The 23,720-nt window shown below is 72.9% G+C and carries 20 protein-coding genes; 3 read left to right on the top strand and 17 right to left on the bottom strand.

All coding sequences use genetic code 11. From position 1 onward, the window contains the following. Position 1: 1 nt before the first annotated feature. The 11 genes from ACIQTO_RS33535 to ACIQTO_RS33485 form a co-directional block, all read right to left on the bottom strand. Complete coding sequence (locus ACIQTO_RS33535; protein ID WP_402396164.1) at positions 2 to 916, bottom strand: LLM class flavin-dependent oxidoreductase; 915 nt, start codon at positions 914 to 916, stop codon at positions 2 to 4. Positions 917 to 1,033: 117 nt separating this feature from the next. Then, on the bottom strand, positions 1,034 to 2,398 hold the full coding sequence (locus ACIQTO_RS33530) for an aminotransferase class V-fold PLP-dependent enzyme (RefSeq protein WP_402396161.1): 1,365 nt from the start codon (positions 2,396 to 2,398) through the stop codon (positions 1,034 to 1,036). After that, positions 2,395 to 3,201 carry an SDR family oxidoreductase gene (locus ACIQTO_RS33525; protein ID WP_402396159.1) on the bottom strand — a complete coding sequence of 269 codons (807 nt, stop codon included), beginning with the start codon at positions 3,199 to 3,201 and terminating at the stop codon, positions 2,395 to 2,397. Before ACIQTO_RS33525 ends, ACIQTO_RS33530 begins: the two co-directional genes overlap by 4 nt. Before the next feature lie 90 nt (positions 3,202 to 3,291). Then, complete coding sequence (locus tag ACIQTO_RS33520; protein WP_402396158.1) at positions 3,292 to 4,152, bottom strand: sulfurtransferase; 861 nt, start codon at positions 4,150 to 4,152, stop codon at positions 3,292 to 3,294. A gap of 119 nt (positions 4,153 to 4,271) precedes the next feature. Then, positions 4,272 to 5,468 (bottom strand): MFS transporter, encoded by a 1,197-nt coding sequence (locus tag ACIQTO_RS33515; RefSeq protein ID WP_402396155.1) that lies wholly within the window; start codon positions 5,466 to 5,468, stop codon positions 4,272 to 4,274. A 60-nt stretch (positions 5,469 to 5,528) separates the two neighbouring features. Continuing rightward, positions 5,529 to 6,050 (bottom strand): cupin domain-containing protein, encoded by a 522-nt coding sequence (locus ACIQTO_RS33510; protein WP_402396153.1) that lies wholly within the window; start codon positions 6,048 to 6,050, stop codon positions 5,529 to 5,531. 28 nt (positions 6,051 to 6,078) lie between these two features. Beyond that, positions 6,079 to 7,317, bottom strand: coding sequence for a styrene monooxygenase/indole monooxygenase family protein (locus ACIQTO_RS33505; RefSeq protein WP_402396150.1), 1,239 nt, complete (start codon positions 7,315 to 7,317; stop codon positions 6,079 to 6,081). After that, positions 7,314 to 8,501 carry an LLM class flavin-dependent oxidoreductase gene (locus tag ACIQTO_RS33500; protein ID WP_402396148.1) on the bottom strand — a complete coding sequence of 396 codons (1,188 nt, stop codon included), beginning with the start codon at positions 8,499 to 8,501 and terminating at the stop codon, positions 7,314 to 7,316. Before ACIQTO_RS33500 ends, ACIQTO_RS33505 begins: the two co-directional genes overlap by 4 nt. Continuing rightward, positions 8,498 to 9,736: a styrene monooxygenase/indole monooxygenase family protein gene (locus ACIQTO_RS33495; RefSeq protein WP_402396145.1), complete on the bottom strand. Its 1,239-nt coding sequence runs from the start codon at positions 9,734 to 9,736 to the stop codon at positions 8,498 to 8,500. The genes ACIQTO_RS33500 and ACIQTO_RS33495 overlap by 4 nt, the downstream gene beginning before the upstream one ends. Before the next feature lie 93 nt (positions 9,737 to 9,829). After that, positions 9,830 to 10,639, bottom strand: coding sequence for a TauD/TfdA family dioxygenase (locus ACIQTO_RS33490; protein ID WP_402396142.1), 810 nt, complete (start codon positions 10,637 to 10,639; stop codon positions 9,830 to 9,832). A gap of 36 nt (positions 10,640 to 10,675) precedes the next feature. Further along, the gene (locus ACIQTO_RS33485; protein ID WP_402396140.1) at positions 10,676 to 11,683 is read right to left on the bottom strand and encodes an L-tyrosine/L-tryptophan isonitrile synthase family protein; all 1,008 of its coding nucleotides are present in this window, start codon (positions 11,681 to 11,683) and stop codon (positions 10,676 to 10,678) included. Positions 11,684 to 12,133: 450 nt separating this feature from the next. Here ACIQTO_RS33485 and ACIQTO_RS33480 point away from each other — a divergent pair, with 450 nt between their 5' ends. After that, a complete protein-coding gene (locus tag ACIQTO_RS33480; protein ID WP_402396137.1) occupies positions 12,134 to 13,135 on the top strand; it encodes a LysR family transcriptional regulator in 1,002 nt (333 codons plus the stop codon). 250 nt (positions 13,136 to 13,385) lie between these two features. Here ACIQTO_RS33480 and ACIQTO_RS33475 read toward each other — a convergent pair whose 3' ends face one another. Further along, the gene (locus tag ACIQTO_RS33475; RefSeq protein WP_402396269.1) at positions 13,386 to 14,741 is read right to left on the bottom strand and encodes a class I SAM-dependent RNA methyltransferase; all 1,356 of its coding nucleotides are present in this window, start codon (positions 14,739 to 14,741) and stop codon (positions 13,386 to 13,388) included. 326 nt (positions 14,742 to 15,067) lie between these two features. Then, positions 15,068 to 17,137 (bottom strand): APC family permease, encoded by a 2,070-nt coding sequence (locus ACIQTO_RS33470; RefSeq protein WP_402396134.1) that lies wholly within the window; start codon positions 17,135 to 17,137, stop codon positions 15,068 to 15,070. 229 nt (positions 17,138 to 17,366) lie between these two features. Here ACIQTO_RS33470 and ACIQTO_RS33465 point away from each other — a divergent pair, with 229 nt between their 5' ends. Together ACIQTO_RS33465 and ACIQTO_RS33460 are read left to right on the top strand one after the other, a co-directional pair. After that, positions 17,367 to 18,035 carry a potassium channel family protein gene (locus tag ACIQTO_RS33465; RefSeq protein ID WP_402396131.1) on the top strand — a complete coding sequence of 223 codons (669 nt, stop codon included), beginning with the start codon at positions 17,367 to 17,369 and terminating at the stop codon, positions 18,033 to 18,035. Next, a complete protein-coding gene (locus ACIQTO_RS33460) occupies positions 18,035 to 18,706 on the top strand; it encodes a potassium channel family protein (protein ID WP_380576327.1) in 672 nt (223 codons plus the stop codon). The genes ACIQTO_RS33465 and ACIQTO_RS33460 overlap by 1 nt, the downstream gene beginning before the upstream one ends. 85 nt (positions 18,707 to 18,791) lie before the next feature. Here ACIQTO_RS33460 and ACIQTO_RS33455 read toward each other — a convergent pair whose 3' ends face one another. The 4 genes from ACIQTO_RS33455 to ACIQTO_RS33440 form a co-directional block, all read right to left on the bottom strand. Then, positions 18,792 to 19,532 carry a DUF3159 domain-containing protein gene (locus tag ACIQTO_RS33455; RefSeq protein ID WP_402396128.1) on the bottom strand — a complete coding sequence of 247 codons (741 nt, stop codon included), beginning with the start codon at positions 19,530 to 19,532 and terminating at the stop codon, positions 18,792 to 18,794. A gap of 2 nt (positions 19,533 to 19,534) precedes the next feature. Continuing rightward, the gene (locus ACIQTO_RS33450) at positions 19,535 to 19,942 is read right to left on the bottom strand and encodes an OB-fold nucleic acid binding domain-containing protein (protein ID WP_380582840.1); all 408 of its coding nucleotides are present in this window, start codon (positions 19,940 to 19,942) and stop codon (positions 19,535 to 19,537) included. A gap of 72 nt (positions 19,943 to 20,014) precedes the next feature. Further along, positions 20,015 to 20,695 (bottom strand): response regulator, encoded by a 681-nt coding sequence (locus tag ACIQTO_RS33445; protein WP_402396125.1) that lies wholly within the window; start codon positions 20,693 to 20,695, stop codon positions 20,015 to 20,017. A 38-nt stretch (positions 20,696 to 20,733) separates the two neighbouring features. Continuing rightward, complete coding sequence (locus tag ACIQTO_RS33440; protein ID WP_402396122.1) at positions 20,734 to 23,400, bottom strand: ATP-binding protein; 2,667 nt, start codon at positions 23,398 to 23,400, stop codon at positions 20,734 to 20,736. Between the last annotated feature and the right edge of the window lie 320 nt (positions 23,401 to 23,720).

Below are 23,720 nucleotides of genomic sequence, written 5' to 3'. Positions count from 1 at the left end.
GTCAGCTGTCGCGCAACGGCGGAATCACCTCACGGGCGACTCGTTCGAATTCCTCCCGATGGGCCTCCCCCGGCCAGTCGAGGACGAACTCCGCGACACCGGCTCCGGTGAAGCGTTCGAAGATCTCCTCGTAGCCGTGCTGTCCTCTTCTCGGGTCCCAGGGCCCGAAGATCGTGTAGCCGCGCCGGATGTCCGCGGGGTCGCGGCCCGCCTCGGCGGCGAGCCGGTCCAGCCGGCGGTTCTGCTCGGCGGTGATGCCGAGCACCTCCTGCGCGCTCGCGCCCGGCGGGCCGTGGGTGTTCCAGGCGTCGGCGCACGCGGCCGCCACCCGGATCAGCGTCGGCGACTGGCCGCCGACGATCAGCGGCAGCCGCGGCGACTGCAGCGAACCGGGCACCGTCACCACGTCCTTGACCCACAGCTGGGCCCCCTCGTGGCTGAGCACCCCGCCCCGCAGCACGCCGTCCACGATCGCCACGTAGTCCGCGAACCGCTCGGCCCGCTCCTTGGGCGACCACGGCACCTGGCCGACGCTGTGGTGGTCCCAGGGGAACAGCCCGGCCCCGATGCCGAGGTCGAAGCGGCCGCCGGACAGGTGGTCGAGGGCGATCGCCTGCTTGGCCAGCTGGGCCGGCGGGCGCAGGATCTGGTTGGCCACCAGGGTGCCGATCCGGATCCGGCGCGTGGTCACCGCCGCCGTGGCCAGCACGGACCAGCTGTCGAACCAGAGGCCGCTCGGGTTTCGCAGGTCCGCGCTGTGATCGGGTACGAACACCTGGTCGAAACCGAGTTCCTCCAGCCATCTCAGCCGCTCCACCAGGACCGGGAAAGGCTGGTCCGGATAGAGCATGACGCCGAATCGGCGGGCCGGCGGGCCGGATTCATCCAGGTGTTCGGTCGTGCGTGGTCCGGTCATGTCGGGCACTCTCCTTCCGGTCCCGGAGCCTACTGAGGAACAATCGCCCGGGGCGTGGTCCCCGGAATACCGCCGCCCGCGTGGTCCCCGGAATTCCGCCGCCCGCGCGATTCCCGCTCACCGGAGGAATTCCGGCACCGGCCGGGGGTCCGGCACGGGCCGCCAGCCGTCCTCCGGGTGGTCGTACGCCCAGCGCGGTCCGCGCCGCACCAGCTCCCCCAGCGCCGCCACCAGGCGGTCGACGTGCTCGTCGGTGGTGCCGAGGCCGATGCTGGCGCGCAGCGCGCGGTCGCCCTGGTGTCCGGGCGCGTCGCTCAGCAGGGTGTGGACCGCCTGGTGGGCGCAGAACGCGCCGTCCCGGACGCCGATCCCGTACTCCGCGGAGAGCGCGGTGGCGACCAGCCGCTGGTCGGCGGGCACGTCGCCGCAGCGGGCGACGCTGAAGGAGACCACGCCGAGCCGCTGGTGCCCGCCCGGCCACAGGTCCAGCAGGCGTACCCCCGGGACGGCCGCCAGCCCGCCGCGGAGCCGGGCCGTCAGCGCCTGCTCGTGCCGGGTGACGGCGTCCCAGCCGGTGGCGGTCAGTGTCCGGCAGGCGACCGCCATCGCGTGGGTGCCCACCACGTTCGGGGAGCCGCCCTCGTGCCGGTGCGGCAGCCCCACCCAGCGGACGCTCTCCCGACCGTCCTCCTCGGCGACCCGCGCGGTGGCCCCGCCGCCGGCCAGATAGGGGTCGGCGGTGTCCAGCCAGTCGGCGGAGCCCACCAGGGCGCCCGCGCCGAACGGCGCGTACAGCTTGTGCCCGGAGAGCGCGGCCCAGTCCACGCCCCAGCCGGCGAGGTCCAGCGGCCGGTGGCCGGCCAGTTGGGCGGCGTCCAGCACGGTGCGGGCGCCGTGGGTGCCGGCCACCTCCGCCAGGTCGGCGACCGGCCACAGCTCCCCGGTCACATTGGACGCGCCGGTGATCACCACCAGTTTCGGCCCCCTGGGGGCGTCGGCGAGCGCCTTCGCCAGCGCGGTCACCGCGTCCGCCGCGGTGGCCGGCCGGGCCAGCCGGTGGACCGCGGAGCCGCGCCAGGCCAGCAGGGCGGCGTGGTGGTCGGTGGAGAACCGGAAGACCGCCGTGCCGGCGGGCAGCGCGCGGCCGAGCAGGTTGAGCGCGTCGGTGGTGTTGCGGGTGAACACCACCTCGGCGTCCGGGGCCGCGCCCACGAAGCGGCGCACCGTGTCCCGGGCCCGCTCGTAGGTCCGGGTGGAGACCGCGGAGGCGAAGCCGGCGCCGCGGTGCACGCTGCTGTACCAGGGCAGCATGCGGTCCACCTCGTGCCGCACGGCCGCCAGGCTCGGGGTACTCGCCGCGTAGTCGAGGTTGGCGTACGGCACCCAGGACCCGGTCACCAGCGGCACCTCGAGGTCGCCGCCGACGACCTCGGGCACGCCCCGGGCGGCCCGCTGGGGCCCGGCGGCGGTCGCGGGTGTCACCGGGCCGTCCATCCACCGTCCATGACCAGCACCGAGCCGGTGAAGAAGCCCGCCTCGTCACCGGCCAGGTAGACGACCGCCGAGGCCGCCTCCCGTGCGCTCGCGATCCGGCCGAGCGGGTGCAGGGCGGTGAACATGTCGGCCATCTCCTGGTCGCCGCCCACCGAGGAGCGGTACATCGGCGTGTCCACGGACGCCAGCGCCAGGGCGTTGACCCGGATGTTCTCGCCGGCGTACTCCAGCGCGGCGGCCTTCGTGAGGCCCACCACGCCGTGCTTCCCGGCCACGTAGGCGCTGATCCCGGCACCGAACCCGACCACGCCCAGCTGGGAGGCGTTGTTGACGATCACCCCGCCGCCGCGCCGCCGCAGGGCCGGGATCTCGTGCCGCATCGACAGGAAGACGCTGGTGAGGACCCGGCTGAGGTCGTCGGCCCAGGCCTCCGGCTTCTGGTCGGCGAGCAGACCCGGGGTGCCCAGCGTCCCGGCGTTGTTGAAGGCGATGTCCAGGCCGCCGTAGTGCCGCTCGGCCGCGCGGACGGCGGCCGCGACGTCCTCGTCGAGCGTGACGTCGGCCGTGACGGCGATCGCGGCGCCGCCGGCGGCGGTGATCTCCCCGGCGACCCGGTCCAGTTCGCTCCGCCGCCGGGCCGCCAGCACCACGCTCGCGCCCTGCGCGGCCAGGGCCTTCGCGGTGGCCTCGCCGATGCCGGAACTGGCGCCCGTCACCAGGGCGACCTTGCCCGCCAGCCGCTCCCGGACGGGCGCGCCGAGCGGGGACTGCGTCGTGTTGCGTTCGTTCATGGCAGGTGGTGGGGGCCGCCCGGGGCGGGCCGGCCCCGCTCCCTTCAGGCTCGGAGGATCAGCGTGGAGTGGGGTGGGGAGGTGCCCGGCTCAGTCGCCGGGCGTGCCGCGTTCGACCGGCGCGCCGATCAGCGACCCGTACTCGGCCCAGGAGCCGTCGTAGTTGCGGACGTCCGGCCAGCCCAGCAGCTCGCGCAGGACGAACCAGGTGTGCGCGGAGCGGGCACCGACCCAGCAGTAGGTGATGGTGCCGAGGGAGGGTTCCAGGCCGGCGAACCGCCGGCCGAGCTCCTCGTCGGAGCGGAAGGTGTCGTCCGCCGCGACGACGGCCTCCCAGGGCAGGTGGACCGCGCCCGGGACGTGGCCGGAGCGCTGCGCCACCTCATGGGGGTTGTGGCCGGCCGCGAACGCCTCCCCGGCGAAACCGGGTGCGAAGACCAGCCCGGAGAACTCCTCCGGGCTCCGGACGTCGAGGATGTTGCGCCGCCCGATGGCGGCGAGGACGTCGTCCCTGGTCGCCCGGACCGACGGGTCCGGCTCGGTGACCAGGTAGCCGGTCGCCGGGCGGTCGGGCAGCGCGGTGGTGAGCGGGCGGCCGTCCAGCTCCCACTTGCGGCGGCCGCCGTCGAGCAGCCGCACGGACCGGTGGCCGTAGAGGGTGAGGTACCAGTAGAGCTGGGTGGCCAGCAGGTTGGCGTTGGCCGAGTGGACCACGACGGTGTCCTGCTCGCCGATGCCCTTGGCCCGCATCAGCCGCCCGAACGCCGCCCGGTCGACGACGCCGAGCCGCAGGTCGTCCTGGAGTTCGCTCCAGTTGATCCAGACCGCGCCCGGCAGATGGCCCTTGCGGTACTCGGTGTCCTCGTTGCCGGTCTCGACGAAGACCACTCCTTCGGTGCCGAGACGGCGCTCGGCCCAGTCGCCGGTGACCAGGACGGAATCACGACCCATGGTTGCCCCTCGTGAAGTGACGGCCGGGTGGTCCCGGCGGGACTCCCGGCCCCCGCACGGGACCGGGCGAAGCGGCGGGGCCGGCCGGCGCACCGGGCGCGGCCCCGCCTGGCGGAGCGTCAGGCCGGCGAGGTCTCGGCCGCCCGCTCCTTGGTGCCGGCGCCGGCCACCCCGCTGCCGCCGGTGCGGTCGCGGTGCCAGGCGTAGGCGCTGAGCAGGATGCCGAGGACGGTGACCGCGGCGGCGGCGAGGTAGACGGAGCGCAGGCCCGGGCCGTCGATGACCCGGCCGCCCAGCCAGCCGGCCAGGGCGGCGGCGAGCTGGTAACCGGAGGCGTTCACCGCGATCGCCAGGGTCGGCGCCGAACTGGCGGTGGTCAGCACCCGGGTCTGCATGCCGGGGATGACGGAGAAGCCCAGCGCCCCGATCACGAACACCATCACCGCCGTGAGCACGGTGCCGTCGCTGACCGCCCACATCACCAGCAGGCCCGCGGTGAGCAGGCCCAGCAGGCCGACCTGCGAGGCCATCAGGGAGCGGTCGGAGAGCCAGCCGCCGACGAAGTTGCCGACCGCCGCGCCCACCCCGTACGCCAGCAGCAGCAGCGGGACGGCCCCGTCGGCGAAGCCGGTGAGGTCGGTGAGCAGCGGCGAGAAGTAGGTGAACACCATGAGCAGGCCCATGTTGGCGACGGCGGTGATGCCGATCGCCAGTTGGACGTTGCGGTCGCGGAACACCCGCAGCTCCGCCACCGCGCTGGTGGTGGAGGCCGCGACGTCCGGCACCAGCGGCAGCACCAGGACCAGACCGACCAGACAGACCCCGGCGATGACGGCGAAGGTCGCGCGCCAGCCGAAGTGGTCGCCGATGAAGGTGCCGATGGGCGCGCCGAGCATCATCGAGAGGTTCATCCCGAAGACCAGCTTGGACACGGTCGAGGCCTGCTTGCCCTCCGGGGCCGTGGACGCGGCGATCACGATCGCGTTGGCGAAGAACGTGGCGGTCACCAGGGCGGTGACCACGCGCGCGACGAACAGCACGGCGTACGCGGGCGCCAGTGCGGACGCCACATTGCCGACGATCACGATGACGAGCAGGCCGACGATGAGCGGCTTGCGCGGGTACCGCGCGGTCAGTGCGGTGAGCACCGGACCGCCGATGATCATTCCGATGGCGTACGCGGTGACCAGGAGCCCGGCCGCGGGGATCGACACGTCGAGGTCGGCGGCGACGTCCGGCAGGATGCCGGCGATGACGAACTCGCCGGTGGTGATGCCGAACACGCACAGCATCAGGGAAAGGAGCTTCAACGACATGGTGTCTCTTCTGTCGGTACGGGAGCGTCGGCCGGCCGGCCGGGGAGGCCGGCGCGGCTGTCAGGGGGTCGGTGGCGGGCCGGCGTAGCGGTACGCGTACGTGGTGCCCAGCGCGATGATGTGGTCGAGGTCGGGGCCGCCCACGTCCTCGGTGGGCAGCGTGAGGGCCCTGGCGTGCGGGATCTCCGCCTTGAGGAACAGGTCGAACTGCGGCCTGCGGTCCGGCTGGGGCGTGGAGTGGATGGTGAGGAAGCGGCAGTTCGGCGAGGTCGTCACGAAGCCGTGCGGAACGGTCCGCGGCACGATCATCGTGCTGCCGGCCTCGGCGACGAACTCCTGTCCGTCGCAGACCATGCGCAGCGTGCCGTCCAGGACCATGAAGACCTCGTCCTCGTAGTCGTGGATGTGCAGCGGCGTGGTGTAGCCGCGGACGCCGGTGTGCTGCACGACGGTGAAGGCGTTCCCCGTCGCCTCGCCGGGCACGCGTATCTGGGCCAGGCCGCCGAGCAGCCACACCGCGGTCTGCTCGGACTCGGGGATCAGCCGGCCCTTCTCGTCCCGGGCCGTGTCGGGAAAGGTCATCGCGCTCCTTGGGTGGTCGTGGGTCCGTTCAGCGGCCGACGGGTCCGGTCCGCTCGCAGTCGGCGAGGAAGGCGCTCACGCCCTCCGGGGTGGACAGCGCCCGCCACATCGCGACCGGGTCGTCGAAGGTGCTGACGAAGGCGTCGGCGACCCGCTGGTCGGCCGCGGCCCGCCCGAACAGCGCGGCGACGTGCGACGGGGGTTCGGCGAGGAAGGCGTTGCTCCACTCCACGACGTGGCGGGCGTGCTCCCAGAGCCGCCCGGACGCGTCGCGGCAGAACTCCTCGTCGTAGCGCCCCTGATGGCTCGTGATCAGCGCGGCCAGGGCGAAGGCGCTGTGCGAGCCGAGGTTGGCGCCCTGGGCGGTGAGCGGGTCGTTGGTGATCCAGGCGTCGCCGACGGCCAGCGCGCAGGTGCCGTCGTCGAGCCGGGCCCAGCCCCGGCGGACCACCGGGGTGATGGCGCCCTGGGTGAGTTCGCCGGGCGCGGTGAGCGCGAAGCCGGCGGTGTCGATCCGCTCGCGCAGGCCCGGGGCGTGGGCGGCCACCAGGTCGAGCACGTGCCGGTGGAAGGCCGCCGGGTCGGCGTCGGCGTCGAGGTGGCAGGCGGACTCCAGGGGCCCGCCCGGAACGGCCTCGAAGGCGAGGACGTCGGCCCGGCCGGCCGGGGAGTAGAAGGGCAGGCGCAGGATCTCGCCGGCACCGGGCAGGAAGTGGATGTCGAGCGAGTGCGGCACCTCCTCGTCGATCCCGAGGTAGATCCCGGCACACAGGACGCGCTGCGGCGTGCTGTACGGCGAGCGGGCGGCGTCGGCCGGGAACAGCCGGCGCACCGAGCGGTTGCCGTTGGCGACGACCACCAGGTCGTGGCGCCGGCCGATCTCCTCGACCGGGAGGTCGCCGGTCTCCAGCTCCCCGCCGCGGTCGACGAAGGCACCGAGCAGCCTGGGCAGGTAGATCCGGAAGTCGACCACGCTGGACGGCGGCCGCAGCGCGGCGAGGAACTCCAGCGGCCGCGGCTCGCCGGTGTGCATGGTGACCGCCCAGTGCCGCACCTGTGCGTCGGCGAACTCCCAGTCATGGACGCCGAGTTCCCGCTCCCGCCGCTGCGTCTGCCCGAACCGGGCGGGGAAGTTGCGCGGCCGGCCGCCCTTGAGGCCCTCGACGCCGTGCTCCGAGTACACCGTCACCGGCACGCCGGACTGCTGCAGGCGCAGCGCCAGTTGCAGGCCGGAGATGCCGGATCCGACGACGCCCACGCCGGTCACGCGGACACCGCCGCGGAGCCGTCGGCGGCAGCCGCGTCCGGGCCGGAGCCCGCGCCGCCGCCCGGGCCGGAGTCGGAGCGCAGCCGGGCGGCAAGCCAGCCGACGGACTCGATCGTGTAGCCGGCGGCCTCGGGCGAGGCCAGCGCGGAGGCGGGGATCAGCATCGGGTGGCGCATGCCCGCGTCGATGAGTTCGCCGATCCGTTTGAGCACCGTCTCCCGGCTGCCGGCGATGACCTGGTCGGCGACCACCTCGTCGGGCACCACCGCGAGCGCCCGCTCCACCTCGGCCCGGGTGAGCAGGTGCGGCAGCAGTTCGACCAGGCCGCGGTAGTCCTCGCCGAAGGGGTGGGCGGCGCCGTGCCGCCGCCAGGCCCGGGCGCCCGCGTGCAGCGCGAGGTAGCGGATCGGAGTGGCCCGCAGCAGGTCCTGTGCGGCGGCGTCGGTCTCCGCCACCACGATCGGGACACCGCCCGCGGCGACGATCGTGTCGGGGTCGCGGTCGGCGTCGACGGCGGCGGCGCGCACCACGTCGAGCCGGCGGGCGTACTCGTCGGGGGCCATCAGTTCGGAGGGCAGCCAGCCGTCGGCGTGGCGGCCGGCCAGGGTGAGCATCCGCGGGCGGTTGGCACCGAGCCAGATCCGGGGCGTGCGGCCCTCGGGGGCGGGCGTGATGAGCGCCCGGTCGAGGGTGAAGTGGGTGCCGCGGAAGTCGTGCGGGCCCTCCCCGGAGAACAGCAGCCGCAGGACGCGCAGCGCCTCCTCGACCCGGTCCACCTGGTGGTCGTGCGGCACGCCGTACGGCACGAGGTTCTCCAGCGCTCCCGCGCCGATGCCGAGGACGGGGGCCTGGTCGGTGAGTTGGGCGAGGGTCAGCGCGGTCTGCGCGAGTACCGCGGGGTGGCGCCGGTGCGGGTCGGTGACCCCGATGGCGAGCCGGACCGGGCCGGCCTGCGGGGCGAAGTTGCCGAGCACGGTGGCGAAGTCGAGGCAGCGGTCCGGGGTGGGCAGGTCCGCCGCGACATGGCTGAAGTCGGTGTCCCAGGCCTGCCGGGGAAACACGTTCATCAGGTGGTCGAAGACCAGGAAGGTGTCCAGCCCGGCCTGGCGGGCGAGTTCCAGCAACCCCCGCCCGGCCTCGATCCGTCCGACCGCGTCCCAGACCAGGCCGACCTTGACGCTCATACCGCACTCCTCACTGACTGTGCCCGGGCGATGAACTCGTCGGTGCTCTCGGGGCCGGCGAGGCCGCGCCACATGGCGTCCGGCCGGTCGAGGTGGGCGACGAAGGCGTCGGCCACCCGCTGGTCGGCCGCGGCGGCGGCGAGCAGGGTGCCCAGGTGGGCCGGGGGCGGGCCGATGAACAGGTTGGTCCAGTCGACGACGGGCCGGGCGATCCGCCACATCCGCTCGGAGACGGCGTGGCAGAACGCCGCGTCGTACGGGCCGGTGTGCTCGCGCAGCGCGTCGGCGAGGTGGAAGGCCAGCGCCGAGCCGAGGTTGGCGCCCTGGGCGGTGAGCGGGTCGTTGGTGATCCAGGCGTCACCGACGGCCAGCGCGTACCGGTCGCCGGTGAGCGGGGCCCAGCCGCGGCGGACCACCGGGACGACCGCGCCCTGGAGCAGGTCCACCGGTCGGGCGAGGGCGAAGTCCCGCTCGTCGACGCGCTCCCGCAGGGCGGGCGCGTGGGCGGTGACGAGGGCGAGGACCTCCTTGGCGAAGCCGTCCGGGTCGCCGCGGTGGTCCCGGCCGGTCAGCGCCCCGAACGGGCCGTCCGGGACGGCCTCGACGAGCACGGCGGTCACCTGCCCGGTGAACGAGTGGTAGGTGGGGGCGTGGATCTCGCCCGCCCCCGGGACCATGTGCATCGTCATGCCGGCCGGCTCCGGCGGCCGGACCCCGTGGAACAGGCCGCCGGCGAGGTGGCGCGGTGCCGAGAGGTAGGGCGAGCGGGCCGGGTCCCGCGGGAAGACCTCGGTGAGCGCGCCCCGCCCGGCCGCCACGACCACCAGGTCATGGCGTTCGGCCAGCCGCTCCAGCCCGGCCCGGTCGGCCACCCGCAGCCGTACCGGATCCCCGCCACGCCGCCGGTACTCCTCCAGCAGCGTGGCGAGATACATCCGGAAGTCGACCGAGCTGGCCGGCTTCGGGAGCCGGCCGCGGAAGGAAATCCCGCCCGGGCCTTCCACGTTCAGGTGCATCCACGCGTTGTCGTACGCCTCCGACGACCATGCGGTGACGCCGAGCGCGGATTCCCGTTCCCGGGTGGAGTCGAACCGAGTGACGAAGTTCAACGGCGGCCCGCCGCGGATGTCGTCGGGCTCCTGGGCCGTGTACAGGGTGGTGTCGATGCCGAACTGCCGTAGCCTCAGCGCCAGATGAAGACCGGAGATCCCGGTGCCCACAATGCCAATACTCATGTTCTCGCTCCACCTGTGCCGGAAATGGTGGCCTCCGGGCGTTGACGGGTGATGACGGGACTCGTCGGGAGTACCGGGAGCCGGCCGGGAGGGTCAGATGACCTCGACCCGCTGCAGATGGCGGGAGGTCGGCCCGTTGAAGGCGTTGCGCCCGTGCACCAGCGCGATGTTGTCGGCGATCACGATGTCGCCCCGGCGCCAGTCGTGGGCGTAGCAGTAGGCGGGGCGGTGCAGCCGTTCCGCCATCGAGGCGATGAACTCCTCGGCCTGCGCGCCGTCGATGCCGTCGACCTGGACGGCCACCGGGTTCTTGTAGACCGCGGGGTCCAGCGGCTCGGCGAAGCGCAGCACGGGCACGCCGGTACCGGGGTGCTGGGCCACCAGCCGCTCGGTCACCTCGCCGCCGTAGTGCACCATCTTCTCGGTGGTGTAGGTGACGCTGATCCGCGCCCAGAGCTCACGCAGTTCGGGCTCGGCGTCCCGGTAGACGGCGGTGGTGTCGGAGAAGACGGTCTCCCCGCCGGCCCCCGCGGTCGCGTCCAGGCACTGGAAGAAGAAGTACCGCGGATCGGCCTCGACGAAGGCGCCGTCCCAGTGGAACGGCACGTCGCCGCTGGCGAACAGGTAGTTCCGGGGATTGTCCTCGACCACCAGGTCGATGACCTCGCCCGGCTCCCATTTCAGGACCTCGCCCCACCGCCGGCAGTAGTCGGCGAATTCCTGCTTCGCCAGGAGAGAGAATCCGCGAAGCACCAGGACCCGCGATTCCTCGGTCCAGCGGGCCAGCGTGTCCACCGGAATGTCGGCGATCCGGGCATTCCCACCGGGGGCCTCGACCACGCGGCCGAACGGACGGAGCGGAATGTGGCGCAGATCCGCGATCGGGGACATGGACATCGTCATGGCGCGTTGTCCTCCTTTCTGGGGGGGGTGGCGGCCCTACGGGCGGGCGGCGAGGTGCGGGGCGACGAAATGGCTGGGCCGGCCGTCCCGCCACACGACGGAGGCCTGGAGGTTTTCCGCGTCCCACCGCTTGACCAGGTACCGGCTGACACCGTCGTCGAGCACCACGCCGTGCCAGGGGGTCAGCCAGCCGTCCTTGGTCGGCATGAGCTGGAGCCCGAACTTCTCCGAGTGCGGAGGCTGCGGGTGTATCGACAGGCGTATCGCGTCGGGGAATTTCTCGGCGACCAGCCGGCTCCACGCGTTGCTCCGCAGAATGGTCTGGTAGGCGGCGTCCTTGGAGTTCTTCCGGAGCTGGTTCCGGGTCGTCCCGCCGCCGTGCCGCGCCACCGCGTCCTCGAACATGAAGCGGTGGATGCCGTTGAACAGCGCACGCGTGTTCCGGTCGGCGCGGACGTTCTCCTTGAGCTCGTCCAGCGTCGCGGAGTAGTTCTCCTCCAGCACCCGCCGCATCTTCGGGTAGTCGAGGCTGCCGAACGCGTCGTCCAGGCCGAAGAGGTCCAGCGCCGACCAGTGCGCGGTGCCGATCATCTCGCCGAGGGCCTGCCGGTAGGCGGTCACCGCCCCGTCGGTCACCCCGACCACGTCGCCGAAGACGTGGCCGTCCGAGCAGATCGTGACCCGGGCACCCGGCCCGTAGAAGTGCCGCACGTAGTCACAGAGCGACTGCAGGAAGCCGACCGCCAGCCGCTCACCGAGGTCCGGCAGCGCGCCGAGCACCTTGCCCTGGTTCGGGGACTTCGCCGGAAAGGCCGGCACCACGAAGTGGATGGGCTCACCGCGCGCGGTGAAGCGCTCCATCTTGGCCCGGTGGACCTCCGAGCACGCCTCGCAGCGCGCGTTTCCCGCGATCTGCGGGCCGTCCGCCGGACCGTCCGGTTCGGCCGCCAGCGCCTCGTCGATCCGCTGGTACCGGTAGAGCAGTTCGAGTACGCGTGCCGATGCCGTCCGGGCGGACGGCTCCCCCGTGGTGTTGTGGTTCAACACTCCTCCAGACAACATGCCCGTTTGGGCGCGAAGCCGGAATCGAGCGGTCCGCACCTGGCGGGCTCGGGCGGAATTCCTGGTTGAACGCTCATTTCACCGCTCCTGAATTCGTGTCCGCGCCGGGCGGCACGGAACCGCTTCTGGGATGGTGCTCGGTGGTTCTCGGCGGACCGCCATGATCGGTCGTGCCCAGTGGACGCCCCGCCCGCGACGGCCGTTCTCGCCGGAACGACGGCCGCGCCTCCGCGTACGCGGGTGGATCGGGGCAGGCCGAAAGAAGCGGCCGGCCGGTTTTCGGCCACCCCGGCCGCGCTGGACCGGATTCGCCCGCGATCTCGCTGAGGCACCGTCAGCTTCCCTCGCCCGCAAGGCTCCGCGCAATCGTCTATCGATTAGCATGGTTGATGGATCGCGGAGCCAGCTCCGGGGCGATGGGAGGCAACGGCGATGGTCGGCGTGGACGACCCGGCAGTTCATCAACTGCGATCACTGCTGACGCTGGCCGAGGAGCTGCATTTCGGCCGCGCCGCCGCGCGGCTCTATCTGACCCAGCCCGCCCTCAGTCAGCAGATCCGCGCCCTCGAACGCCGCCTGGGGGTGCAGTTGTTCACCCGGACGAGCAGGAAAGTGACGTTGACGCCCCTGGGGCACGCCCTGCTTCCCCTCGTCCGGAACGTGGTGGGCGCCGCGGACGAACTGCGCGACGCCGCACGCCACTCGCCCGCCGACGGCGACGGGCTGACCCTGCGGCTGGGGCTGACCGACTGCGCCGCCGCCCTGGCGGCCACCCGCCGGGTGATCGCCGCGCTCACCACCCTGCACCCCGGTCTGGACGTGGACTTCCACGTCCTGGATCTGGTCGAGCAGACCACCGCCCTCGCGATCGGGAAGATCGACGCCGCGTTCGTCTACCTGCCGGCGCCCGAGGGCTTCCACGCCGAACCCCTCACCACCGAGCCGCGGGTGGTCTGCGTGGCCGCCTCCGACCCGCTGGCCCGGCAGCCGGCGCTGCGGCTCGCGGACCTCGCCGACCGGCCGATGGTCGGTCTCGCGCCGGAGGTGTCCCCCTCCGAGCGGAGCTTCTGGGCGATGGACCCGCGGCCCGACGGCACCCGGGTCCGCTACACCGCTCACCAGGTGACCCGGGTGGAGTCGCTGCTCTCCGCGGTCTCCTTCGACGGGGCGATGGCCTTCCTGCCCGCCGTGGCGGCCGAGCTCTTCCCCCGCCCGGACGTCCGCTACCGGCCGGTGGAGGGCCTGGTGCCCTGCGACTTCGGCGTGGTCTGGCCCACGGACGACCACGAGAAGCCCGGCATCGCCGTCCTCCAGGACATCTGCCGCCGCCTGCGCGACCAGGGGCTGCCCGCCGGGACGATGCAGGCACCGGCCGGGTCCGAGGCCCCCCACGGCACCGCGGTGCCCGCCGACGCGGGCGCGCCCTTGCGCTGACCCCGGGCCGGCGGCCGTGCCCGGCCGGGCCACGTGTCCCGGACCGTTCGCGCCGGCCACCGGGCCCGGCCGGGCAGCGCACCCCGCCCCGTCGGCCCGACCGGGCGGCGCGTACCGGACCGGCCGGACCCGCGTGTACCGGCCCGGCCGGGCGGCGCGGGCCCCGCGGCACCCCGGACGGCCCGTGAACGCCGACAGGCGGCACCCGGACCGACCGGATGCCGCCTGCGCGTCAGTGCGAGAGCCCCGACTACTCCCCGACCGGCTCCAGGATCGCCACGCACTCGAAGTGGTGGGTCATCGGGAACAGGTCGAACGCCCGCAGCGAGACCGGCCGGTATCCGCCCTCACGGAAGAACGCGAGGTCCCGGGCGAGCGCGGCCGGGTCACAGGCGACGTAGGCGATCCGACGGGCCGAGAGACCGGCCAGGTGCGCGACGGTCTCCCGCCCGGCACCCGCCCGCGGCGGGTCCAGGACGATCAGGTCGGTGGCGGTGATGCCGGTCCGCGGCAGCAGCGTCTCCACCCGGTCGCACTCGATCCGGACGTTGTCCAGCACCGCCAGGTTGTGCCGGGCGTCGACCACGGCCTGCTTGGAGGACTCGATGCCGAGCACCGCGCCGTCCTCACCGACCCGGTCGGCCAGCGCACCCGCGAACAGCCCGACACCGCAGTACAGGTCCAGCGCGTTCTCGCCCCACTGCGGGTCCAGACCGTCCAGCACCGCGTCGACCAGGGTGTCCGGCGCCTCCGGGTGGATCTGCCAGAAGCCGCCGTTGCTGACCCGCCAGGTCCGGCCGGCCGCGCGCTCGCGGACGAAGGAGCGGCCGTGCACCTTGTGGATGTTGTCGTGCTCGTCGATCCGGGCGATCGACACCGGCTTGTCCAGCTCGACCAGCGGCAGCTGGGCGCCGGGCCGCGGGGTCAGCACCACCTGGCGGTCCGAGGACCCGGCGGCGGCGATCACCTCGACGGTGGCGACGCCCGGCCAGTCGCGGGCCTCGATGCCCAGCTCCGTGACACCCTCGGCGGCGATCAGGCAGCGGTCGACCAGCTGGATGTCGTGCGAGCGGTGCTTGCGCAGCCCGACCTTGCCGCTCTCCTGGTCCACCGCGTACTGCACCCGGCTGCGCCAGGCCGGCACCTGCCCGGCCGCCAGCTTGCCGCCGACCGGCTCGACACTGCCGTCCCAGCCGGCCTCGACCGGGGTGAGGCCCGCCAGCTTGGCCAGCTGCTCGGTGAGCACCTGCACCTTGAGCTTGCGCTGCCCGCCCGGGGTGACGTGCTGCCAGTCGCAGCCACCGCACTTGCCCGGCCCGGAGAACGGGCAGGGCGGGGCGATCCGGTCCTTGGCGGGCTCCAGGATCTCCACCGCGTCGGCACGCAGGAAGCGCGACTTCGTGGTGCCCTCGGTGACCTGGGCGATCACCTTCTCGCCGGGCAGCGCGTGCCGGACGAACAGCACCCGGCCCTCGTGGCGGGCCACGCAGTGGCCGCCGCCGTGCGCGACCGCGCCGACCTCGACCTCGTAGCGCTCGCCGACCAGCGGGTCGCCGCCGGGCCCCCTGGGGGCGGCCTCGGCCCGCGGCGCGCGCGGCGTGCGCAGCGCCTTCGGCGGACGGACGGCCTGCTTGCGCGGGCGGTCACCGCTCTTGGGCTGCTCCTTGGGCTTCTCCTTGCGCGCCTGCGCGGGCGCGGGGCGCTCGGCGGGCTCGGGAGCCCGCTCGCCCGGCGCGAGCGGGGCGGTCTGCGCGGTGAAGCCCTCGCGGTCGGTGGCGGCCGGGCGCACGGGCTTGCCCCAGCGCGGCCGGGCGACCTGCCCGGGCTTGCCGGCGCCGCCCTTGCGGGCGCCCTTCGCGGAGCCCCCCTTCGAGGACGAGCCCTTCGACGAGGAGCCCGAGGAGCCGTTGGAACGGGGCGGGGTGTTGCGGGTCACTGGGAGGAGTCCTTGCTGCTGTCAGCGGTGCCGTCGGGCTGTGCGGAGACCTTCGACTTTACGGCCTTCGGCGCCCGCGGCTCACCACGGCGGACGGCACCGGGCGCCGACCAGGCCTTCTGCGGCTTGCGCCGTTCGGAGGACTCCAGCTGCCAGGGCACCGAGGTGACCATCACCCCGGGCTTGAACAGCAGGCGTCCCTTGAGCCGCAGCGCGCTCTGGTTGTGCAGCAGGTGCTCGTACCAGTGACCGACCACGTACTCGGGGATGTAGACCGACACCACATCGCGCGGACTGCTGCGGCGCAGGTTCTTCACGTAGTCCAGCACCGGCCCGGTCACCTCGCGGAACGGCGAGTCCAGCACCTTGAGCGGCACCTCGATGCCGCGCTCGTCCCACTCCGCGCGCAGCGCCGCGGTGTCCGCCGGGTCGACGTTGACGGTGACGGCCTCCAGCGTGTGGGCACGGGCCAGCCGCGCGTACGCCAGGGCGCGCAGGGCCGGCTTGTGCAGCTTGGAGACCAGCACGATGGCGTGCACCCGGGTGGGCAGCACCACGTCGTCCGGCTCCTCGGCGGCGACCAGCTCCTCGGAGACCCGGTCGTAGTGCCGGCGGATCGCCTTCATCAGCACGAACAGCACGACCATCGTGGCGATCGCGATCCAGGCGTGGCTGATCTTGGTGGCCAGGACGACGATCAGCACGGCCATGGTCATCACCAGGCCGAAGGTGTTGATCGCCCGGCTGCGCTGCATGTGACGGCGCTTGGCGGGGTCGGTCTCGGTGCGCAGGTGCCTGGTCCAGTGGCGGATCATGCCGGACTGGCTCATGTTGAAGGACACGAAGACACCGACGATGTACAGCTGGATCAGCCGGGTCGGATCGGCGTCGAAGGCGATGATGAACAGGATCGCGGCCAGCGCCAGCAGGATGATGCCGTTGGAGAAGGCCAGCCGGTCGCCGCGGGTGTGCAGCTGGCGCGGCAGGTAGCGGTCCTGCGCCAGGATCGAGCCGAGCACCGGGAAGCCGTTGAAGGCGGTGTTGGCGGCCAGCACCAGGATCAGACCGGTGACGGCGGCCACGAAGTAGAAGCCGGGCGTGAAGTTCGAGAAGACGGCCTCGCTGATCTGCGCCAGCGCGGTCTTCTGGTGGTAGCCGTCGCCCGCGCCGACCAGCTGCTCGGCGGGGTTCTCGGCCATCTGGACGCCGGTGAGCCGGGCCAGCCAGATGATGCCCATGAACATCACGACGGCGATGGACGCCATCATCAGCAGCGTGGTCGCCGCGTTCTTGCTCTTCGGCTTGCGGAAGGCGGGCACACCGTTGGAGATCGCCTCGACGCCGGTCAGCGCGGCACAGCCCGAGGAGAACGCCTTGAGCAGCAGGAACACCATGGCGAAGCCGGCCAGCGACTCGTTGCCGGGCGTCGGCTCCAGGTGGAACCCGGCGCTCTCGGCGGGCATGTCCTGGCCCAGGCCGAAGTGCCGGACCACGCCGTACACGACCATGCCGAGCACGCCCACCATGAAGGCGTACGTCGGAACGGCGAAGGCGCTGCCGGACTCGCGGACACCGCGCAGGTTCATGCCCATCAGCACGATCACCACGACGACCGACAGGGTCAGCTCGTGGCCGCGCAGCGCGGGCACCGCGGACACCACGTTGGCCACCCCGGAGGTGGTGGAGACCGCCACGGTGAGGATGTAGTCCACCATCAGCGCGCTGGCGACCACCAGGCCGGAGTTGGGGCCGTGGTTCACGGTGGCGACCTCGTAGTCGCCACCACCGCTCGGATACGCGTGGACGTTCTGCCGGTACGAGGCCACCACGGCGAGCATCACGACGGCGACGACGACGCCGATCTGCCACGAGAAGTGAATGGCCGAGGCACCCGCCAGGGAGAGCGTCAGCAGGATTTCCTCGGGCGCGTACGCGACCGAGGAGAGCGCGTCCGAGGCGAAGACGGGCAGCGCGATGCGCTTGGGGAGCAGCGTTTCCCCGAGCTTGTCGCTGCGCAGCGCACGCCCGATCAGGATGCGTTTCGGAAGGTCAGTCGGCATAGGCACGTTAAGGAATCGTAGGGGCTGTTCGCCCCGTGGTCCGACTTACGGCCCCCCCTTCGTCGCGACTGTGTTCGGTGGACCGGCTAGCGTGTCGGATACGAGCAGGCGGGCAACACTCAGGTTGTCACACCGAGCCCCACGAACACGCTCACCCCGGACCACGGGGCGGGAAAGGAAGATGAACGGTGTTTGCGCAGGTCAAGAACCCAACGGGACGGGTGAGGTAGCGCCGGTGCACATCGTCATCATGGGCTGCGGCCGCGTGGGCTCCGCCCTCGCCAGGGCACTGGAGAAACAGGGCCACTCGGTCGCCGTCGTCGACCAGGATCCGACGGCGTTCCGCCGCCTCGGCGCCGGCTTCAACGGCCGCCGGGTCACGGGTGTCGGCTTCGACCAGGACACCCTGAAGGAAGCGGGCATCGAGGAGGCCGGCGCGTTCGCCGCCGTCTCCAGCGGTGACAACTCCAACATCATCGCGGCCCGGGTCGCCCGGGAGAACTTCGGCGTGGAGAACGTCGCGGCCCGGATCTACGACCCCCGCCGCGCCGAGGTCTACCAGCGCCTCGGCATCCCGACCGTGGCGACCGTCCGCTGGACGGCCGACCAGATGCTGCGCCGGCTGCTGCCGAGCGGCGCCGAGCCGCTCTGGCAGGACCCGAGCGGCACCGTGCAGCTGGCCGAGGTCGCCTACGACCCGCACTGGGTCGGCCACCGGATCAGCGCGCTGGAGGAGGCCTCCGGCACCCGGGTGGCGTTCGTCACCCGGCTCGGCGAGGGCGTGCTGCCCACGTCGCAGATGGTGGTGCAGGAGGGCGACCTGGTGCACGTCATGGCCCGCCGGGCCGACCTGGCGGCCGTCGAGGCCGCGTTCGCGCAGGGGCCGAAGGAGGAGGGTCACTGATGCGGGTCGCCATTGCCGGGGCCGGGGCCGTCGGCCGCTCGATCGCGAGCGAGCTGCTGGAGAACGGCCACGAGGTCCTGCTGATCGACAAGAACCCGAACTCCATCTCGGTGGAGCGGGTCCCCATGGCGGAGTGGCTGCTGGCCGACGCCTGCGAGATCACCTCGCTGGACGAGGCAGCGCTGCAGCGCTGCCACGTGGTGATCGCCGCCACCGGTGACGACAAGGTCAACCTGGTCGTCTCGCTGCTCGCGAAGACCGAGTACGGCGTGCCGCGGGTGGTCGCCCGGGTGAACAACCCGAAGAACGAGTGGCTCTTCAACGAGTCCTGGGGCGTGGACGTCGCCGTCTCCACCCCGCGCCTGATGTCCGCCCTCGTCGAGGAGGCGGTCAGCGTCGGCGACCTGGTCCGGCTGATGCGCTTCAGCCAGGGCAACGCCAACCTGGTCGAGCTGACCCTGGCGAGCGACACCGAGCTGGTCGGCACCCGGGTCGGCGACGTGGCCTGGCCGCCGGACACCGCGCTGGTGACCATCATCCGCGAGGGCCGGGTGCTCACCCCGGGCAAGGACGACACCCTGGAGGGCGGCGACGAGCTGCTCTTCGTGGCCGCCCAGGAGCGCGAGGAGGAGCTGGAGGACCTGCTCTCCGCGTCCTCCGGCGCCCAGTAGCGACCGGCGCCGTCGGCAGACGCGAGCGGGGCCCGCACTCGGATCGAGTGCGGGCCCCGCTCGCGTGCGCGGTGTTCCCCGGGCGCTACCTGTCCCCCGGCGGTGCCTCGGCCGGCTCGTCGTCCAGCTGCGCCTTGATGGGCGGCGGCGCCTTCAGCAGGATCTGCCAGGTGACGTACATCGCCAGCAGCATCGGCGGGATGCCCAGGGCGACCTTCAGCCAGCCGAGCAGATTGACGTTGTGGGTGAAGTACAGCGGGAAGAGGATCACCGGCTTGATGCCCATGATCACCACCCAGGCCCAGGTGGCCTTGGTGTAGGCCGCGAGCCGGCCCGGGTTCTCCTTGCGCCAGGTGAACATCTCCCCGGTGATCGGGCCGAGCATCAGGCCGATCATCGGCCAGCGGACCAGCGCCGAGACGGCCAGGCCGATGCAGTAGCCGACGTTCCAGAGCAGGCCGGGCAGGTAGAAGTTCTCCGCCTTGCCGGTCTTCATGGAGATCCAGGCACCGATGGCGACCCCGAAGACGCCGCTGAAGGCGTGCTGGACGGTCTCCCGCCGGGCCAGCCGCGCCACCACGAACAGGCCGCTCAGTCCGAGCGCGGCCCAGGCGGCCGCCGGGACCTGGTGGGTGATGTTGTACGTGACGATGAAGACCAGGCCGGGCAGCGTCATGTCGACCATGCCGCGGACACCGCCGAACGCCTTCATCACGGTGTCGGCGGCCTCGCGGGAGGCGGCGGCCTGTCGGGCCGCCTCGTCGCCGGGCTCGATCTCGACCACGCCGAGCTGGGCGGCGGGGTCGCCGCCGGGCTGGTTGCTCACGCTCATTCGCTCCCGTGTCCGACCGGACGCAGTTCGTAGCGGGGGTTGAACAGCACGCGGCGCCCGCGTGCGTGGCCGATCCGGCCGCTGGCCACCAGTCGGCGGCCCGGCTCTATACCGGCGATGGAACGCCGCCCGAGCCAGACCACGTCCAGCGCCTCGGTACCGTCGAAGAGCTCGGCCTCCAGCGCGGGTACACCGGCCCGCGGGCGGAGGGTCACCGTCCGCAGGGTGCCGGCGACGGTGACCAGTTGACGGTCCCCGCAGCTGGCGATCGGGGTGCAGCCCGACTCCGCCGCGATCTCCTGGCGCAGCTCCTCTGCCTGGAGCTCCGCCGCGGAGGAGGTCAGCCGGTTGAGCATACGGCGGAAGCGGCCCTGCGGCTGGTCGCTGCTGATGTCACCACTCATGTCGGAAGGGTACCGGTTTTGGGGGCCTCGGCGGCAGGTCACGAAGTCGGCCGGGGCCGGACGGCCCCGCCGTCAGCCCTCGAAGCGGTAGCCCATGCCCGGCTCGGTGATGAAGTGGCGCGGGTGCGAAGGGTCGCGCTCCAGCTTGCGGCGCAACTGGGCGAGGTAGACCCGCAGGTAGTTGGTCTCGGTGCGGTAGGCCGGGCCCCAGACCTCCTGGAGCAGCTGGGTCTGGCTGACCAGCCGGCCGGCATTGCGGACCAGCACCTCCAGCAGGTGCCACTCGGTGGGCGTCAGACGGATGTCGGCGCCGTCCCGGTTGACCTTCTTGGCCGCGAGGTCGACGGTGAAGCTGTCCGTGACCACCAGCGAGTCGTCCTCGCCGGCCACCGGCTCGGCCCGCCGCACGGCGGCGCGCATCCGGGCGAGCAGCTCGTCCATGCCGAAGGGCTTGGTGACGTAGTCGTCGGCACCCGCGTCGAGCGCCTCGACCTTCTCGTCGGAGGCGTGCCGGGCCGAGAGCACGATGATCGGCACCCTGGTCCAGCCGCGCAGACCCTTGATCACCTCGACGCCGTCCATGTCGGGCAGACCGAGGTCGAGGACCACCACGTCGGGGTGGCGGGCGGCGGCCAGCTCCAGGGCGCTCGCGCCGTCGTGGGCCGCGTCGACCTCGTACTTGCGGGCCTTGAGGTTGATCACCAGCGCGCGGACGATCTGCGGTTCGTCGTCCACGACGAGGACCCGGGTCATACGGGCTCCGCCTTTCACAGCTGTCGGAAGGATGGTGGTCATACCGGGGAAGGGCGGTCCGTCGGCCGGGAGGACGGGCCGCCGGCGGGTGCGGCCGACGAGGCCGTCCCGGGGTGGTCTTCGGGCGAGCCGGCCGGCTCGGCCGCCTCGGTCTGCCCGGCCGGCTCCGGCGGGCGGTCCACGGCGGGCAGGGTGACGACCATGGTGAGGCCGCCGCCGGGAGTGTCCTCGGCCGTCACGGTGCCGTCCATCGCCTCCACGAAGCCGCGCGCCACGGCGAGCCCGAGGCCCACTCCGGCCCCGCGCGGCGCGTCCCCGTACCGCTGGAACGGCGCGAAGATCCGCTCCTTCGCGTCCTCGGGCACCCCGGGTCCGCGGTCGACTATCCGCAGCTCGACCCGGCCCGGGCCGCCCGCCGGATGCAGGGCGTCGGCCTTGACCAGCACCTTCAAGCCGTCCGGGCTGTACTTGACGGCGTTCTCGACCAGGTTGGCCAGCGAGCGTTCCAGCAGCCCCCCGTCGGCCCGGATCATCGGCAGCGTCTCGGGGACGTCCAGCCGGACGGCGTCGGGCGGCACACCGCCGAGGGCGAACGGCACCACCTCGTCCAGGTCGGTCTCCTGGATCAGCGGCGTGACGGTACCGGTCTGCAGCCGGCTCATGTCGAGCAGGTTGTTGATCAGGTGGTCGAGCCGGTCGGCGCCGGCCTCGATCCCGGCCAACAGCTCCGCCTCGTCCGCCTCGTCCCACTCGACGTCCGCCGAGCGGAGCGAGCTGACCGAGGCCTTGATGCTCGCCAGCGGGGTCCGCAGGTCGTGCGAGACGGCGGCCAGCAGCGCCGTACGGATCCGGTTGCCCTCCGCCTCCCGCCGGGCCGCGACGGCCTCCCCCGCCAGCCGGCGGCGTTCCAGCAGCACAGCGGCCTGAGCCGCGAAGGCGCCGAGCAGCCGGCGGTCCTCGGCCGGCAGCACCCGGCCGCGCAGCACCAGCGCCAGGGTGTCGCCGACCGGGACGTCCACGTCCGCGGTCTCCGGCCGCAGCGGCGGGCGCGGCCCGGCCGCCGCCACCGACTGCCACGGCCCGATCGGATCGGGCCGCTCCAGCAACGCGGCGGCGTCCTGCTGGAACGTCTCCCGGACCTGCTCCAGCAGCGCGGTCAGCACGCCGTCCCCGCCCGGCGCACCCCGTAGCACCGTGCCGGCCAGCGCGCTGAGCGTCTGTGCCTCGGTCTGGCTGCGGGCCGCCTGATGGGTACGCCGCGCGGCGAGGTCCACCACGGAGGCGACCGCGATGCCGACGGCGGTGAAGATCCCCACCGCGATGATGTTCTGCGGCTCGTCGATGGTGAAGGTGTGGATCGGCGGGGCGAAGTAGTAGTTCAGCGCCGAGGACCCGACCAGCGCCGAGGCGATCGCCGGGAAGAGCCCGCCGACCAGTGCCGCGCAGACCGTCAGGGACAGGAACAGCAGCATGTCGGTGGAGAGCCCGAGGCCCTCGACGTGGGTCAGTAGCAGGGCCAGCAGCGGCGGGCCGCCCAGGCCGATCAGCCAGCCCGCGACGGTGCGCGACCGGCCCAGGTCGGTGACCCTGCGGATCGGGACCCGGCCCAGGCCCTTGGCGGCCTGCTCGTGCGTGACGATGTGCACATCGATGTCACCGGACGCCCGGGTCACCGTGGTGCCCACGCCCGGTCCGTAGAGGTACTGCCAGGCGGGCCGGCGGCTGGTGCCCAGCACGATCTGGGTGGCGTTCACGCCGCGGGCGAAGTCCAGCAGCCCGGCGGCGGGGTCGTCGGCGAGCACCGCGTGGAAGCTGCCGCCCAGGTTCTCCACCAGGGCCCGCTGCTCGATCAGCGCCTGGGAGGAGCCGGAGCCCGAACCGGCCAGTCCGTCCGAGCGGGAGATGTGGACGGCCAGCAGCTCGCCGCCGGAGCCCCGGGCCGCGATCCGGGCCGCCCGACGGATCAGGGTCGCCCCCTCGGGCCCGCCGGTCAGGCCGACCACGATCCGTTCCCGGGCCTGCCAGGTGCCCTTGATGCCCTGCTCGGCCCGGTACTTCTGGAGGTACTCGTCGACCCGGTCGGCCGTCCAGAGCAGCGCCAACTCGCGCAGCGCGGTGAGGTTCCCGGGGCGGAAGTAGTTGGCGAGGGCGGCGTCGACCTTCTCCGGCGCGTACACGTTGCCGTGGGCCAGGCGCCGGCGCAGGGCCTGCGGCGACATGTCGACCAGTTCGAGCTGGTCGGCCCGCCGCACCACCTCGTCCGGCACGGTCTCCCGCTGCCGGACCCCGGTGATGCCCTCGACCACGTCCCCCAGGGACTCCAGGTGCTGGATGTTCACGGCCGAGATGACGTCGATGCCGGCCGTCAGCAGCTCCTCGACGTCCTGCCAGCGCTTGGCCGCGCGGGACCCGGGCACATTGGTGTGCGCCAGCTCGTCCACCAGCACCACCTGCGGGCGGCGCGCCAGGACGGCGTCCACGTCCATCTCGGTGAAGGAGGCGCCCCGGTGCACGAGCTCACGGCGCGGGACGACCTCCAGGCCGTCGACCAGCTCCGCGGTGTGCCGGCGGCCGTGGTCCTCGACGAACCCGACGACCACGTCCGTGCCGCGCTCCTGCCGCCGATGCGCCTCGGAGAGCATGGCGTACGTCTTGCCGACCCCGGGTGCCGCCCCGAGGTAGATCCGCAGCCTGCCGCGTCCCATGTGCACCATTCTTGATCCGGCCCGCCCGGGGGACCACCCCGGACACCTGTTCCCCTCACCTTGGAGACTACGGCGTAGCCCGCGATTCTCCACCGATCAGGGCGCTGATCAGGCAGTTTTAGCGCCATATTGACGGCGGACAGGGGCTGCCCGGGACTCCTGCCGACCCCTTCACGGCACCCGGGGCATCGGCCGGACGGTCCCCTCTGTCGCACCGCGTCCGGAAACGCAAAGAACCCCCACCCGAAATCGGGTGGGGGTTCTTCACAATGATTGTTCGGCGGCGTCCTACTCTCCCACAGGGTCCCCCCTGCAGTACC

Origin of the sequence: Kitasatospora sp. NPDC091207 (genome assembly GCF_044768625.1) — a bacterium.
GTDB lineage: Bacteria > Actinomycetota > Actinomycetes > Streptomycetales > Streptomycetaceae > Kitasatospora.
This window is presented reverse-complemented; position numbering and strand designations above follow the sequence as displayed.